At 46.5% G+C, this 14,102-nt stretch carries 15 protein-coding genes; 7 read left to right on the forward strand and 8 right to left on the reverse strand.

What is annotated here, in order from left to right:
- Window positions 1-231 precede the first annotated feature (231 nt).
- Both lpcA and HC752_RS03510 read left to right on the forward strand, forming a co-directional pair.
- Window positions 232-807 carry a D-sedoheptulose 7-phosphate isomerase gene (lpcA, locus tag HC752_RS03505; protein ID WP_190333734.1) on the forward strand — a complete coding sequence of 192 codons (576 nt, stop codon included), beginning with the start codon at window positions 232-234 and terminating at the stop codon, window positions 805-807.
- Between the two features lie 16 nt (window positions 808-823).
- Complete coding sequence (locus HC752_RS03510) at window positions 824-1,669, forward strand: class II glutamine amidotransferase (RefSeq protein ID WP_190333735.1); 846 nt, start codon at window positions 824-826, stop codon at window positions 1,667-1,669.
- A gap of 96 nt (window positions 1,670-1,765) precedes the next feature.
- Here HC752_RS03510 and purN read toward each other — a convergent pair whose 3' ends face one another.
- Together purN and purM are read right to left on the reverse strand one after the other, a co-directional pair.
- On the reverse strand, window positions 1,766-2,404 hold the full coding sequence (purN, locus tag HC752_RS03515) for a phosphoribosylglycinamide formyltransferase (RefSeq protein ID WP_190333736.1): 639 nt from the start codon (window positions 2,402-2,404) through the stop codon (window positions 1,766-1,768).
- A gap of 3 nt (window positions 2,405-2,407) precedes the next feature.
- Window positions 2,408-3,448, reverse strand: coding sequence for a phosphoribosylformylglycinamidine cyclo-ligase (purM, locus tag HC752_RS03520; RefSeq protein WP_190333737.1), 1,041 nt, complete (start codon window positions 3,446-3,448; stop codon window positions 2,408-2,410).
- A gap of 248 nt (window positions 3,449-3,696) precedes the next feature.
- On the opposite strand from purM, the gene upp reads away from it, so the two are divergent.
- The gene (upp, locus tag HC752_RS03525) at window positions 3,697-4,323 is read left to right on the forward strand and encodes a uracil phosphoribosyltransferase (protein ID WP_190333738.1); all 627 of its coding nucleotides are present in this window, start codon (window positions 3,697-3,699) and stop codon (window positions 4,321-4,323) included.
- Window positions 4,324-4,426: 103 nt separating this feature from the next.
- Here the strand turns inward: upp and HC752_RS03530 are convergent, their stop codons facing one another.
- Window positions 4,427-5,689 carry a uracil-xanthine permease family protein gene (locus HC752_RS03530; protein ID WP_190333739.1) on the reverse strand — a complete coding sequence of 421 codons (1,263 nt, stop codon included), beginning with the start codon at window positions 5,687-5,689 and terminating at the stop codon, window positions 4,427-4,429.
- 236 nt (window positions 5,690-5,925) lie between these two features.
- On the opposite strand from HC752_RS03530, the gene HC752_RS03535 reads away from it, so the two are divergent.
- Complete coding sequence (locus HC752_RS03535; protein WP_190333740.1) at window positions 5,926-7,275, forward strand: DUF2066 domain-containing protein; 1,350 nt, start codon at window positions 5,926-5,928, stop codon at window positions 7,273-7,275.
- A 135-nt stretch (window positions 7,276-7,410) separates the two neighbouring features.
- On the opposite strand, the gene HC752_RS03540 is transcribed toward HC752_RS03535, so the two are convergent.
- The 4 genes from HC752_RS03540 to bepA form a co-directional block, all read right to left on the reverse strand.
- Window positions 7,411-7,827: a DUF2069 domain-containing protein gene (locus HC752_RS03540; protein ID WP_190333741.1), complete on the reverse strand. Its 417-nt coding sequence runs from the start codon at window positions 7,825-7,827 to the stop codon at window positions 7,411-7,413.
- 24 nt (window positions 7,828-7,851) lie between these two features.
- Window positions 7,852-8,421, reverse strand: coding sequence for an NAD(P)H:quinone oxidoreductase (wrbA, locus tag HC752_RS03545; protein WP_190333742.1), 570 nt, complete (start codon window positions 8,419-8,421; stop codon window positions 7,852-7,854).
- Window positions 8,418-8,768 (reverse strand): arsenate reductase (glutaredoxin), encoded by a 351-nt coding sequence (gene arsC / locus HC752_RS03550; protein ID WP_190333743.1) that lies wholly within the window; start codon window positions 8,766-8,768, stop codon window positions 8,418-8,420. Before arsC ends, wrbA begins: the two co-directional genes overlap by 4 nt.
- A 76-nt stretch (window positions 8,769-8,844) precedes the next feature.
- Entirely contained in the window at window positions 8,845-10,302 is a 1,458-nt protein-coding gene (gene bepA / locus HC752_RS03555) for a beta-barrel assembly-enhancing protease (protein WP_190333744.1), read from the reverse strand.
- Between the two features lie 234 nt (window positions 10,303-10,536).
- On the opposite strand from bepA, the gene HC752_RS03560 reads away from it, so the two are divergent.
- The 3 genes from HC752_RS03560 to HC752_RS03570 all read left to right on the forward strand — a co-directional run bounded on the left by HC752_RS03560 (window position 10,537) and on the right by HC752_RS03570 (window position 12,780).
- On the forward strand, window positions 10,537-10,767 hold the full coding sequence (locus tag HC752_RS03560; RefSeq protein ID WP_190333745.1) for a sulfurtransferase TusA family protein: 231 nt from the start codon (window positions 10,537-10,539) through the stop codon (window positions 10,765-10,767).
- Window positions 10,767-11,843 carry an AI-2E family transporter gene (locus HC752_RS03565; RefSeq protein WP_190333746.1) on the forward strand — a complete coding sequence of 359 codons (1,077 nt, stop codon included), beginning with the start codon at window positions 10,767-10,769 and terminating at the stop codon, window positions 11,841-11,843. Before HC752_RS03560 ends, HC752_RS03565 begins: the two co-directional genes overlap by 1 nt.
- Window positions 11,844-12,054: 211 nt before the next feature.
- Window positions 12,055-12,780, forward strand: a complete 726-nt coding sequence (locus HC752_RS03570; protein WP_190333747.1) for a siderophore ferric iron reductase — start codon at window positions 12,055-12,057, stop codon at window positions 12,778-12,780.
- Here HC752_RS03570 and HC752_RS03575 read toward each other — a convergent pair.
- Window positions 12,777-13,985, reverse strand: coding sequence for an MFS transporter (locus HC752_RS03575; RefSeq protein WP_190333858.1), 1,209 nt, complete (start codon window positions 13,983-13,985; stop codon window positions 12,777-12,779). The two genes, HC752_RS03570 and HC752_RS03575, sit on opposite strands and share 4 nt — an antisense overlap.
- Window positions 13,986-14,102: the final 117 nt, after the last annotated feature.

The following is a 14,102-nucleotide window of genomic DNA, read 5'->3' on the forward strand; positions in this document are numbered from 1 at the left end:
ACGTGATCCGGTGTGTGAGCCGCTCGTTTGATTTCAACTGACAATTTCTCACGTCAATTGAGCGGATTCTGCTCTCGACTATCGACACGAATTTAATAATGGGTAAAATTTAGGGCTACACGCCTGAGGGCAAAGGTAATCGGAACGCCCATTGCTCAGATTGTTTGGGTATAAAAAAGGTTGGCTCTCCACATTGGAAGCCTGAAAGCAAACAACTATTCAGAGAAAACCATGTACCAAGACCTAATAAAAAGTGAACTGCAAGAAGCTGCCGACGTACTGAGCGCATTTTTAAGTGATGACGCAAACATCAAACAGATAGAAAATGCAGCCAAATTGATCGCCGACTCTTTCAAGCAAGGAGGCAAAGTATTGTCGTGTGGAAATGGGGGCTCGCATTGTGATGCCATGCATTTTGCTGAAGAATTAACGGGAAGATACCGTGAGAATCGGCCAGGTTACCCAGGTATTGCGATTTCAGATCCAAGCCATCTTTCTTGTGTGAGTAACGATTTCGGTTATGAGTCGGTGTTTTCGCGCTATGTAGAAGCCGTTGGTGCAAAAGGTGATGTGTTATTTGGTCTTTCGACGTCTGGTAATTCGGGCAATATTTTGAAGGCTATAGATGCTGCGAAAGCCAAAGGAATGAAAACCATCGCCTTAACAGGTAAAGATGGAGGAAAGATGGCGGGTTTAGCAGACATTGAAATCAGAGTTCCTCACTTTGGTTACGCAGATCGAATCCAAGAAATTCATATCAAAATTATCCATATCGTGATTCAGCTAATCGAAAAAGAAATGGAATAAAGGAGTACCAGTATTTATGTGCGAATTGCTCGGAATGAGCGCCAATGTGCCAACGGACATTTGCTTCAGTTTTACAGGGCTGATGCAAAGAGGCGGAAACACGGGACCACACCGAGATGGGTGGGGAATCACGTTTTATGAAGGAAAAGGGTTTAGGACGTTTAAAGATCCAAACCCGAGCTGCCAGTCTAAAATTGCGGAGCTGGTGCAGAATTATCCGATCAAAAGTAAAGCCGTCATTAGTCATATTCGTCAAGCCAATCGAGGTGGGGTGAATTTAGAAAATACTCACCCTTTTACTCGAGAGTTATGGGGGCGTTACTGGACCTTTGCACACAATGGTCAGTTGAGTGGATACGACAAATTAAAAACCGGGTTCATTCGACCCGTCGGTCAAACAGACAGTGAATTATCATTTTGTTGGTTACTTAATCGATTGCAAGAACGCTATCCTGAACCACCGCAGGATATGGTTGGCATGTTTAGGTTTGTTGCCGAGTGTTGCGATGAACTGAGAAAACTCGGTGTGTTTAACATGTTACTCAGTGACGGCGAGTATGTGATGACCTATTGCACCAATCATCTGTATTGGATAACAAGACGTGCACCGTTTGGTAAAGCAAGCCTTATCGATGAAGATGTGACCATCGATTTTCAGAAAGAAACCACACCAAACGATATTGTATCCGTTATTGCGACTCAGCCTTTAACCGACAATGAGGCATGGCATCGTATGAAACCGGGAGAATTCAATATTTTCCATTTTGGTGAAAGCATAGATGGAAATCATGCTGAGCTTGAGCACGTCGCATACGCCGAAGCGAAACCCAAATGCCAAGCTCCGACGGAACCCCTAGAATGATGCATTGTTAAAATAAAAAAAGGTGACCGAGTGGTCACCTTTTTTATATCCAGCATGGCTGGTATCACACACTTTCTTATCGAACAGGTACGCTGATTATTCTTCCGCGTAGCCATTCTCGCCTAAGATATGCCCATCCAAAACCGCTTTGCCGTCTTGCATGGTGAGCCTGTTTGTGACAAACCACTGTGCAACCAGCGGATAAATTCGGTGTTCTTGAGTTTGAACGCGCTCTGCCAAAGCATCTGCCGTGTCATTTTCAAACACAGGGACTTTCGCTTGCAAAATAACCGGACCACCATCGAGCTCTTCCGTTACAAAGTGAACGCTTGTGCCGTGTTCCTCATCGCCAGCATCAATCGCACGCTGATGAGTGTGCAAACCAGGATACTTCGGCAAAAGAGATGGGTGGATGTTGATCATCTTACCCATATAGTGACGAACAAATTCTTCACTCAGAATACGCATGTAGCCCGCAAGAATAATTAAGTCGGGTTGGTATTGGTCGATTTCGCCCATGAGCGCTAAATCGAAAGCTTCACGCGACTCAAAATCTTTGTGGCTGACTGCGCGGGCATCAATCCCGCTGCATTTTGCCCGCTCCAGTCCATAAGCGTCAGCTTTGTTCGAAAAAACGGCGCTGACTTTTCCTTCAATGCTTCCATTTTCACAGGCATCAATCACAGCCTGTAGGTTACTGCCATTTCCGGAAATTAAGACAACGATATTTTTCATGGTTTAGCGGATCTCTACTTGCTCTTCACCAGCTTCTGCTGATGCGATTTCACCGATGATCCAAGCATTCTCGCCTTCTGCCTTCAGCAGTTCAACGGCTGCTGAAGCTTGCTCTTTCGGTAGCGCGACAATCAAACCAACGCCACAGTTGAAGGTACGGTACATTTCATGCGTTTCCACGTTACCTTTCTCTTGTAGCCAAGAGAAGATGGCTGGCCATTCCCAGCTATTGCCATCGATAACGGCTTTGGTTCCTTCAGGAAGAACGCGTGGGATGTTTTCCCAGAAACCACCACCCGTAATGTGCGAGATCGCGTGAATGTCGTGCTCGGCAATCATCTTCAGTGCGGATTTAATGTAAATTTTCGTTGGTTCAAGCAGTTGCTCGCCAATCGTACGCCCGTTTAGCTCTTCGCTTAAATCGGCTTCAGCCACTTCTAGAATCTTACGAATCAGGGAGTAACCGTTTGAGTGAGGACCGCTAGAACCGACCGCAATAAGCGCATCGCCAGCCGCGACTTTGGTACCGTCGATCACTTCCGATTTTTCGACCACACCGACACAGAAGCCAGCCACGTCGTAGTCTTCACCTTCGTACATGCCCGGCATTTCAGCCGTTTCACCACCGATGAGCGCACAACCTGCTTGAATACACCCTTCACCGATACCCGCGACGACATTTGCTGCGGTATCAACATCCAGTTTGCCTGTTGCGTAGTAATCAAGGAAGAAAAGAGGTTCAGCACCTTGAACGATAAGATCGTTCACACACATAGCAACCAAGTCGATGCCAATGGTGTCGTGTTTTTTCATATCCAATGCTAGGCGAAGTTTCGTGCCTACGCCGTCTGTTCCAGACACTAGCAGTGGTTCATTGTATTTAGTTGGTAATTCGCATAGTGCGCCAAAGCCACCAATACCGCCCATGACTTCAGGGCGACGGGTGCGCTTTACCACACCTTTAATTCGGTCTACCAGAGCATTACCAGCATCAATATCTACACCAGCGTCTTTATAACTTAGAGAAGAGTTGTTACCACTCACGGGGATGTCCTCGTCATAGGTTGGATGTGAAAAACGGCGCTATTCTAACAGGGGTTGAAAGGAAAAGGAAAACGTTTGCGCAGTTTTTTTTCTTCGCGTTTTTGTCTCTCAAATCAAGCCCTGTAAAGGCTGGGTAGTTATTGTTTTTGCAGTCAGTTAGCGGCGCAAGTAAAAACCTGCAGCTCTGTAACTATTCCGACCAGTTCGGTATAATCCCGAGGTTTATTTAAAAATTTCTGGAGTTGGGAATGAAAGTTGTTGAAGTGAAGCACCCATTAGTTAAACACAAACTGGGCTTAATGCGAGAAGGTGACATCAGCACTAAACGTTTTCGTGAGCTTGCGACTGAGGTAGGTAGTCTGCTTACTTACGAAGCGACGTCGGATTTCGAAATGGAACGGGTGACGATTGAAGGTTGGAACGGTCCAGTTGAAGTGGATCAAATCAAAGGTAAAAAAGTCACGGTTGTGCCAATCCTTCGTGCTGGTCTAGGTATGATGGATGGTGTGCTTGAACACATGCCAAGCGCACGCATTAGTGTTGTTGGCATCTACCGCGATGAAGAAACACTCGAACCCGTACCGTACTTCAACAAATTGACTTCAAATATCGATGAGCGTATTGCTTTGGTAGTAGACCCAATGCTAGCAACCGGCGGCTCGATGATTGCCACCATTGATCTTTTAAAAGAGAAAGGCTGTAAAGCCATTAAGGTTCTGGTGCTGGTTGCCGCCCCAGAAGGTATTGAAGCATTGAAGAAATCGCATCCAGATGTGGAGCTGTATACGGCTGCTATTGATGAGAAATTAAACGATAAGGGCTACATCGTCCCTGGGCTTGGTGATGCAGGTGATAAGATTTTCGGAACCAAATAAAAGCACATGAGCTCGATTAACCTCAGCAGAGGTTATTTACAGTGAATCACTGAAAGAAAAGGAGGCGTGCGCCTCCTTTTCTTGTTCAGTCGGATGGCTTTGGCTATTTGTTGGGCTCTTCCAAACTTTCTTCCATCTGAGCATTATCCACAACATGGGATTCACCCATGTCTTTGGGTAAGATGAGATTGAGTGCTATGGCTACGATGCCACATAAGCTCACGCCTTGTAGGCTGAACTCGCCAACCCCAAACGCCATGCCGCCAATACCAAAGACTAACGTCACCGCGACAATCACGAGATTACGGGATTTGTGGAGGTCGACATGATTTTTAATCAGTGTATTCAACCCTACTGTGGCAATGGAGCCGAACAGTAAAATCATAATGCCACCCATGACAGGGGCAGGGATGGTTTGGAGCAGCGAGCCAAGTTTCCCTACCAGCGCAAGCACAATGGCGGTTACCGCCGCCCAAGTCATAATGACAGGGTTGTAAGCTTTGGTCAGCATCACTGCGCCAGTGACTTCGCTGTAGGTTGTGTTCGGTGGCGCGCCAACCATAGAAGCAGCCATCGTGGCAACTCCGTCCCCTGCAATCGTGCGGTGAAGCCCAGGTTTTTTGAGGTAATCTTTTCCAGTTACATTGGAAATGGCCAGCATGTCACCTACGTGTTCAACGGCTGGAGCAATGGCAACAGGGATCATAAAGAGAATCGCGTTGATGTTGAACTCCGGTGTGGTGAAGTTAGGGAGGGACAGCCAGCTCGCTTGGGCTACTGAGGTAAAGTCGACGATTCCGTAGAATAAGCTGAGTGAATACCCAACAGCGATACCACCAAAAATAGGCAGTAACTTTAAGAAGCCTTTGGCAAACACGCTTATTGCAATGGTGGTTGCTAGCGATGCAGAAGCGACAATAAGGGCGGTATTACCATCGACAAGTTGAACCGCACCATCTCCCGTTTTACCTAACGCCATGTTGACGGCGACAGGTGCCAGCCCTAAACCAATCACCATAATAACCGGACCAACAACAACAGGGGGGAGCAGGTGATGGACTATTCCCACACCCCGCCATTTGATCACCGCCCCTAATACCACGTACACCAAACCTGCACACATAAGCCCACCCATTGTGGACGCTACCCCCCATGTTTGTACGCCATACATGATAGGGGCAATAAATGCGAAAGAAGACGCAAGGAAAATGGGAACGGTGCGGCGAGTGATAAATTGAAATAAAAGGGTGCCTACGCCAGCACCAAACAAGGCCACACTCGGGTCGAGCCCAGTGAGTAAGGGAACGAGGACGAGTGCGCCAAATGCGACAAAGAGCATTTGAGTACCTTGAAGTATTTGAGTCATGATTCACTACCATTTTGAAAGTTTGCGGGATTTTATCACTAAGAAATCGATTACAGCGATAAACAGATCAATAAATACCCATATATCAAGCCTCTTTAGGTGACTGGGCACCGAGCGGTTAAGCAGGTGGATTTATTCCAGTCAAGGGGGAATGTCACTGTATTGCGATGTTTTCTTGCCCCAACATTGAGAGTTGCTTATCATTTCAGGTTCATTCACGTTGTGACAGAGAATTTATGAATCGGATAGCTTGTTTGTTATTGAGTTTGCTGGCTTTTCCCGGCTTTGCGCTAACCAAAGTGGACGTATTCCAATCTGAAATTGTATTGACTGAAGAGGAAAATGCAGAGGATCTTGCGAAAGCTCAAGGATTAGAGCAGGTTCTTATTAAGGCTTCTGGGCAAAAGGACGTTGCCAGTAATCCGGTTATCGAAAAAGCGAAAAAGAGTACGGGACCTTACCTTTCTCAAATTGGTTACGGACAATTAGGCGGACAAGAAACGCTAAAAGTTGTTTTTAGTCCAAGACAAATTCAGGGTTTGCTGACTCAGGCGGGTTTGCCATATTGGTCTGAGAATCGCGCTTCCATTTTAACGTGGGTTGTCGAAGAAGATCGCTACGAGCGTCAAATTGTGTGGGAGCAAAGCGGCTCTATCGTCACCAAACTGTTGAGTCAGTATTCCGACGCGCGGGGCTTACCCATTACTGTTCCGGTTGGTGATTTTGATGATGTGACAGGCATCTCTGCACCAGAAGTTTGGGGAGGCTTTGTTAATCCAATCAGTAAGGCCAGTGCCCGTTATCAGGCCGATGCAGTATTGGTTCTCAGAGTACAGCACCTAAGTTCGGGTAGGGCGTCTGTACGTTGGACGCTTTTCGACCAATCTCCAGAGCAAATGCTTGGCTCTCAGCAGTCACCTATGTCGGGGCAAGAGCAGGGCGAGTTTGATTCTACCCTTCAAGCGGTGGTCGATAGTGTCAGCAATTACTTTGCGAGTAAAAGTGCGGTTCAGGTTTCGGACGTGTCGACCGAAAGCGTGACGGTTCAATTTCTAGGCGTGAAAGGTTCACGTAATTTCTTCCGTTTAGAATCTATGTTTAAAGATTTGAATTCTGTTGCATCGACAGGGATCCTAAAAATTAAAGGTAATGATGTGACTTTTAAAGTCAATTTACTTGCCCCTGTTGTGGATTTTCAGCGTGAGTTAAATAACTTTAAGCAAGTGAGAGCATTCGTTTTGGATGCATTTGTCGATGCTGAAGAACAGGTGGTTGAAGGCATACCGGTGGCGTCGAATGATCCTCAAACAGCCGAGTCTAAGATAGGCGCAGCTGAAATGGCTGCCGAGAATGCGCTGGAAACAGAAGTGTCTGTCTTTGAAACGATGGCTGACACGGCAGATCATGAGCCTTCGTCTGACGGTGGCACTGCAAGCACTCCTCTAACTTCAGACGCCCCTGTAACCAGTGGCGATACCGCCATGGAAGCATCGGCAACGGTTGGTGATACGCCAAGCATCAAAACAAAAGTGGTTGAAGCCGTTCCTGAGGAAAAAGCAGATCTTATCTATGAGTGGCTTGGTTAGTGGGTTTTGGTATCCATAAGCCCATACCCATGTAGGAACATACGCCATACATAAAAGAAGAGCTGCCAGTGGGTAGCTCTTCTTTTTTTCGATTGTCAAAGTGTCGATTGATCAACTGCTCAACTGCTCAACTGTCTATTGCTCAAAACGCGCTCTTTCTTGCTTCTCTACTTCAGAAAGTTTGGTGAGTTTGAGACCTAATTCTTTTCCTCGCTGTCGCGCATAAAGGGTGTTTCCTACAAAGGCAATCGTGGTTAATAAAAGCTCCACTGCCGCTAGCCACCGTTCGCCTTCATTGACATACAAAATGGTCAGTGCATGCAGAAAATACAGCATCAATACAAAGTTAGCCCATGCATGCGTATAGGGTTTGCCAGCCAAAATTCCCGGTAAGGGCAGCAGCAGCGGCACAGACCACGCGAGCGTTAATGTTAGGCTATTGATATGAGGGTGAGGTGATAAGCTGATTTGCCATAAAGCAACCCAGCCTAAAAGACCAATGTTTCCTGCTAACGCTAAGTATCGATACTTAATGGATTGAAGTTCCGTCATACAGAGTCCTTAGGGCGACGAACCCTAGCTTTTCAGTTTCTTGGCACACTCTGCCAGACGTTTCCCAAGAGCAAAAGCTAATCGCCCTTCATCTGACTGGTTAGATTGTATCTGACCACCAAGAGTGGATGCACCATAAGGGGTGCCACCTTGTGATGTGGTGTGCAAAGCGGGTTCAGAATAAGGGATACCAAGTAGCATCATGCCATGATGAAATAAAGGAAGCATCATGCTTTGAAGGGTGGTTTCTTGACCGCCGTGCATGGAAGAGGAAGACGTAAACACGCAAGCCGGTTTATCGATGAGGTCGCCACCTACCCACAGAGGGGTAGAGGTGTCCCAGAAGTGTTTTAGTGGTGCCGCCATATTTCCAAACCAAACGGGGCTGCCCATGGCTAGACCATCGCATGTTTTTAATTCTTCAAGCGTCAGAATTGGGTCTTCAGGTTGAGGGGAATGGTCTGAGATTTCGCTTACCGTTCGGATCAGGGCTTCACACTGTTCGACAGAAGCGATGCCACGGGCAATCTGGCGAGCCAGCTTTTTGGTGCTTCCGTGGCGGCTATAATAAAGGACAACGACCTTTATAATCATAAAATGTCCAGAACCTGTTCTGGTGGTCGACCTAGGCGAGCCGCGTCACCTTTAATGACAATAGGGCGCTCAATCAATATAGGGTTGGCGACCATGGCTTCAAAAAGCTGCTCGTTGGTAACAGACTCGTCACCTAAGCTTAGTTCCTTGTATATGGACTCTTTGGTTCGCATCATATCTCGCACTGAACTCAGCCCAAGTTGTGTGTAAACGGTTTGCAGTTGACCAACAGTTAACGGTGTTTCCAGATAGTTGATGACTTCGGGTGTTATGCCTTTTTCTTCAAGTAAAGCAAGCGTTTCTCGGCTCTTTGAACAGCGAGGGTTATGGTAAATCGATACTGACATGGAGGCTCCTTATTCCTTCTTTAGGTTTGCCGATTGTTTAGAGTAACAGACGCTTTGGGTTCATAAGCGGTCGTTTTTAATTTTGAAGGGCGTAAAAGCGATCACGTTGAAGCCCAAGTTGGTCGATTCTTGCGTCATATCGAGCCTGTTTGAGGCTTCCAAGTTCAACCAGTTTACTGGCTTCTGCATAGAAACTGATGGCTTGTTTCCAATCGGCTTTAAGAGCAAATATCTCGCCTCGTGCTGCCGCTTCTTCGTCTCGTATTCCTTGTTTGCCAGCCGAGTTGGCAAGCAGTGCCCAGCCGTTTACGTCTTCAGGGTGAGTGTGCGTGTAACGTTGTAACAGCCGAGTTGCTTGATCGTATTTTCCGCTTTCTACCAATAAGTTAGCGTAATTAATTTCAAGTACAGGGTTGTTTGGCTTTTTATCTAATGCCTTTTTCAGCATGGTGAGCCCTTTGTCGTATTCTTTTTTGTATAAATACAAATCTGAAAGCGCGTCTAAGTAAAAATTGTTGTTTGGGTCTTGTTTGTCTAACTGCACGAGCAGTGTTTCTGCCTCATCCAATTTTCTCATGTCGAGCAATGCGAGGGCTTTACCGTATTTTAGTGTCGGTACGGTATCTTGATGTGCTTTTTTGAGCTTTCTGTCCATCCAGTCGATGGCTGCTTCACTGTCGAGCCCTGCGTGTCGCGCAATGACGCGCGCACGGGCTAAGTTAAATTCAATTGATGGACCTAACCGTTTTGGTGGCATGCTCTGTGCCCTTGCACGTGAATCCGTAATTCGGTCTTCGGGTAATGGGTGAGTCAGTAGCATCGGCGGCGGTTTACTCACATAACGAAATTCATCGGCCAGCCGACCAAAAAATTGCGGCATGGCTTGAGGGTCGAAACCGGCTTTGGACATGGTCACAATACCAAAGCGGTCGGCTTCTTTTTCATTAGAGCGTGTGTAGTTAATTTGGCTTTGAATCATTCCTGCTTGAGTGGCTGTAATGGCCGCGATGCCAGCTTGAGGAGCGGCAATGGCAAGCAACAAAGAGCCGACTATCGCAGCGATGGTCGCAGGAGAACGACGGGCTTGATCTTCCATCGCTCGGGCTAGGTGGCGCTGAGTGATATGGGCGATTTCGTGAGAAAGCACAGAAGCTAATTCGCTTTCTGTCTGTGCATGTAGAAATAACCCGGAATGGAGCGCAACGTATCCGCCAAAAAACGCAAAGGCGTTAATGTCTCTATCTTGAATAAGGAAGAAGTTAAACGGGGTTTTGACATCATTGGCACTCGCGACAAGTTGATGTCCAAGAGTACTTATGTATTCGTTTAATACTGGGTCGTTTACGATAGGCTGGCTTTTTCGCAACATGCGCATGTAAGCATCGCCATACAACGACTCTTGATCAATCGTCAGTGTAGAGGCAGCAGCAGTGCCGATATCAGGCAACTCATACCCCGGATTCTGCGCCAGAGTTGGCTGACTAAGGAGAGCCGCCATGCTGAGGTATAGGGTTGAACGCGTAAATTTAAACATTCTGCTCCATTACATTGTCATTTTTATTTCGTATCGTGCATTTGGACTGTTGAACACAGATATGGTTCGCCTATCAATTTTTGAACGCTATTTATTTCATTGACGGGCGCAGTGTAAAACAGAATTAGCTCACACATTTCAGCATGACCATCTCCACTTCTGCGAATGAAGTGGGAGACCAGAGCCACAAATGCTATTACAATACAGGCACAATAGTAAGTATTGGTGTTAAGAATGAACAGCTACACGCTTGATTTATGTGAAGAACGCTGCCCAATGGCATTGCTGATCGCGAAGCGTCGCGCAGCAAGTTTAAAAAGGAAAGAAACCTTAGTTATTCAAGTACATGATAAAAGCTCAATACAAGATATGATACGATATTTTTCTTCATCCCTCTTTTCGATCCATTTGGAAGAGAATGAGTATATGTCCACCTTAACCGTAGTAAGAGAGAGCGATTCCTAATGTTCGATATGGTCAGCCGCTGGTATAAGCAACGTTTTTCCGACCCTCATGCAGTAAGCTTGGTTGCCATTCTTCTGTTTGGCTTTGCCACCATTTATTTTGTCGGACACTTAATTGCACCGCTTTTGGTTGCAATAGTGATTGCTTACTTGCTTGAATGGCCGGTAACACAAATGATTCGTGTGGGGTTGCCTCGTAATGTAGCCGTACCTATTGTGGTTTTGGTTTTCCTAGGTCTTATGCTGATGGCGGTTTTTGGGTTAGTGCCAACCATATGGAGCCAAGTGGGCAACTTGATCAACGATATCCCGAATATGTATAACGGGCTTCAAGTCTTTATCGATTCTATTCCTGAAAAGTACCCAGAGTTAGCTAACCTTCAAATTGTTGAATCCATCGTTTCAAATACGAAGAACAAAGTCCTTGGCTTAGGCGAAAGTGTGGTGAAAGGATCATTGGCTTCACTGGTCAGTATCGCGACACTGGCGGTTTACCTTATCTTGGTGCCTCTTTTGGTTTTCTTCTTATTGAAAGACAAGGCAGAAATGCTGTCGATGCTCAGTGGGTTTCTGCCTGAAAACCGACGTTTAGCCACCAAAGTTTGGCGCGAGATGAACCAGCAAATTTCGAATTATATTCGTGGAAAGGTGATGGAAATCTTGATTGTTGGTGGGGTCAGCTACGTGACGTTTGCCATTCTCGATTTGAGATATTCCGTCCTGCTAGCGGTTGCGGTCGGTTTGTCGGTGCTGATTCCTTACATTGGTGCGGCGGCAGTGACCGTCCCTGTTGCCATTGTCGGGTTATTTCAATGGGGTTTAACACCTCAGTTTTACTGGCTTTTGGTCGCGTATGGCATCATTCAAGCGCTCGATGGTAATGTGTTGGTGCCTGTACTGTTTTCAGAAGCGGTGAACTTGCACCCGGTTGCGATTATTGTCTCGGTACTCGTATTTGGTGGGTTGTGGGGATTTTGGGGGGTGTTCTTTGCCATTCCTTTAGCGACGCTGGTGAAAGCCGTCATTAATGCATTGCCCAATACGGAATCCAAACCCGCGATTGCTAGCTCTGATTAACCGCGTAGAAATAAGTATATAAAAAGACCTCTGACTCCAGAGGTCTTTTGTGTTTTTGCGGCAAATTTTTAGCAGACTGGTTTAAATAATCCAATACTACGTCATGATGCGCTATTGCTTTCAATATAAATCGAAATGAGAATCGATTGCAGTAATTTGGGCAATTACTTATCCTGTGCGCTACCTAGTTAGCACAGATAAGCACTATCCAATGAGTGATCATTCGTTCTTTGAACATCTGTTTGAACATTCCAAGCAGGTCACCCCATACCTAGATGGGCAGTTAGCCCCTTTGGCAACTAGCGATCCATCGTTAATTCATATCGGTCATCCTAGCTCGCAATCCATTCGCGAACTCTATTTGAGCCTAGAGAAAGCGCACCCAGAAGCTGGATCCCCTTACTGGTTGACCCGCACATGGACTCTACTCTGCTGGCAACCGATTTATGTCGCATTTATCTCCATTTACGCTTGTCGAGGTTTGCCCAATCTGGCAGCGATGGCGCAAAAGATTCAGCCAAGGTTTATTAGCGGCTTTCAGTTTGAATCATCAGACTATTCACAAGGGACAGAATCAGAGCTAATCGAACAGGCAGGCAAACAGCTAATCGAGCTGTTTGATTACTTCCGAGCAGAGATGAGCCTGTGGACGCGTATCCGTCCCGGTTTTACTCGTCACCTGTTTGCCGATGGTGTACTTGGGTGCTTGGTAAAACTGCACCAGTTTGCTCCTAGTCTGGGCGAAGAGTACCTAATGCAGCAGGCTCGACTGTGGTTACAAGCCTGCGAACTGCCAGAAAAACTGCTGAATACCCTTAGCTACAATCCTCACTCCAACCGCTTAAAACTGGTTAGAACCAGCTGCTGTTTAGTTTATAAATGCCAAGGACGTAAATTATGCAAAGACTGTGCAAGGCATCCGGATAATAAACGCTAAGAGACCTTTATCTCCTTCGGCTGTTGTTTATCAACCGCGAGATAAGCAATGAACACAATCATCAAGGAAAAGGCAATGCATAGGTAGATTGGATAATGAGCGGAGATCGTTGCAGTAACCGCCATTAATGACGCCAAACCGTAACCTATGGTGTGGAACATCGAGATGTAACCGGCCACTGCGCCTGGAAAGTCGGGCTGCTGCTCTGTCGCTGAGCTGGTATAAGCAGGAGCAAGTAATGCTGCGCCGCAGGCGGCAAACGTCATCGCAACGCCATACGCCCAGATGTTAGCGGTAAGAAACAGGGCAAATCCTATCAATAAGCAGACAGAGCCTATTCGATACATCGATAACGGCGTGAGCTTTTTCTTTTTAATCACCAATAGTTGAGTAACAAAGGTACAGGCGGCACTAATGGTCAGTAACACACCAATGGCATCACTGATTTGTGCAGTCGTCCATTGCGTGACTGCTTCAATCAATGGCGAGAAACTGTATTGCAGCAAGGCAATTGCGGCGCATAATAGCAATCCACTGATCAAATAAGGCATCAGTTTTCTTTGCGGTAACCAAGGCAGAGATTTTTGCTTGGCATTAGCTTTTGCTTCAACGATTGGCGAAGGAAGCGACAAAGCAGCAATAAGCGCCAAGCAGGGCAGAGCCACCATCACCATTAATGGTGCATAGGGAGACAGCTTTAACACTAAGATTGAGATCAGTGGGCCAATCAAACGTCCGGCACTCAAACCGATGCTGACTGAAGTGATCGCTTGTAATCGGTTGTCTTCACCACACAGAAGAATGGCCCAATGCTGACTGGCTGGCACCATGCCTGAGACCGTACAACCATAGATCACTCGCGCAAGCAGTAACCCAATCAAACTCAAACCGACGAGTGCTTCATCGCTCTGACTAAGAAAAGCAAACAAACTCAATAACGAAAAACTCAGCGCCATTCCAGCAAGCGCTCTCACCACAACTCCTTTCGGTCCATGGCGGTCGCTGTAGCGCCCCCAGTAGGGTGCTGTAGGAAGAAACAATAAGCTGCCGACAGCGATAAGGATTGACCAAGTCGACAAACTAAACGCGGACTGCTCGACCAAAAATGGTAGGGATACCAAGAGTCCATTTTGCCCAATCCCCATTAACGCAGCCGCGAGACCAACGACGCCCAACTGGGCGGTTTTGCTTTGTGTAACTGACATCATATTGAACACACTATAAGCGAAAGTGCAATGCGGCTAGAGCAACACATGCCGCAAAGTGATTATGAAAGTAATTATCATTTCTATTTACATATGTTAACATCGCCGACTCGTAAT

It is taken from the genome of Vibrio sp. S9_S30 (assembly GCF_014694455.1).
Lineage (GTDB): Bacteria > Pseudomonadota > Gammaproteobacteria > Enterobacterales > Vibrionaceae > Vibrio.

Coding starts and splice junctions, on each gene's coding strand:
- lpcA (WP_190333734.1), top strand. CDS start 232: ATGTACCAAGACCTAATAAAAAGTGAACTGCAAGAAGCTGCCGACGTA.
- HC752_RS03510 (WP_190333735.1), top strand. CDS start 824: ATGTGCGAATTGCTCGGAATGAGCGCCAATGTGCCAACGGACATTTGC.
- purN (WP_190333736.1), bottom strand. CDS start 2,404: ATGAAAAATATCGTTGTCTTAATTTCCGGAAATGGCAGTAACCTACAG.
- upp (WP_190333738.1), top strand. CDS start 3,697: ATGAAAGTTGTTGAAGTGAAGCACCCATTAGTTAAACACAAACTGGGC.
- HC752_RS03530 (WP_190333739.1), bottom strand. CDS start 5,689: ATGACTCAAATACTTCAAGGTACTCAAATGCTCTTTGTCGCATTTGGC.
- HC752_RS03535 (WP_190333740.1), top strand. CDS start 5,926: ATGAATCGGATAGCTTGTTTGTTATTGAGTTTGCTGGCTTTTCCCGGC.
- HC752_RS03540 (WP_190333741.1), bottom strand. CDS start 7,827: ATGACGGAACTTCAATCCATTAAGTATCGATACTTAGCGTTAGCAGGA.
- wrbA (WP_190333742.1), bottom strand. CDS start 8,421: ATGATTATAAAGGTCGTTGTCCTTTATTATAGCCGCCACGGAAGCACC.
- arsC (WP_190333743.1), bottom strand. CDS start 8,768: ATGTCAGTATCGATTTACCATAACCCTCGCTGTTCAAAGAGCCGAGAA.
- bepA (WP_190333744.1), bottom strand. CDS start 10,302: ATGTTTAAATTTACGCGTTCAACCCTATACCTCAGCATGGCGGCTCTC.
- HC752_RS03560 (WP_190333745.1), top strand. CDS start 10,537: ATGAACAGCTACACGCTTGATTTATGTGAAGAACGCTGCCCAATGGCA.
- HC752_RS03565 (WP_190333746.1), top strand. CDS start 10,767: ATGTTCGATATGGTCAGCCGCTGGTATAAGCAACGTTTTTCCGACCCT.
- HC752_RS03570 (WP_190333747.1), top strand. CDS start 12,055: ATGAGTGATCATTCGTTCTTTGAACATCTGTTTGAACATTCCAAGCAG.
- HC752_RS03575 (WP_190333858.1), bottom strand. CDS start 13,985: ATGTCAGTTACACAAAGCAAAACCGCCCAGTTGGGCGTCGTTGGTCTC.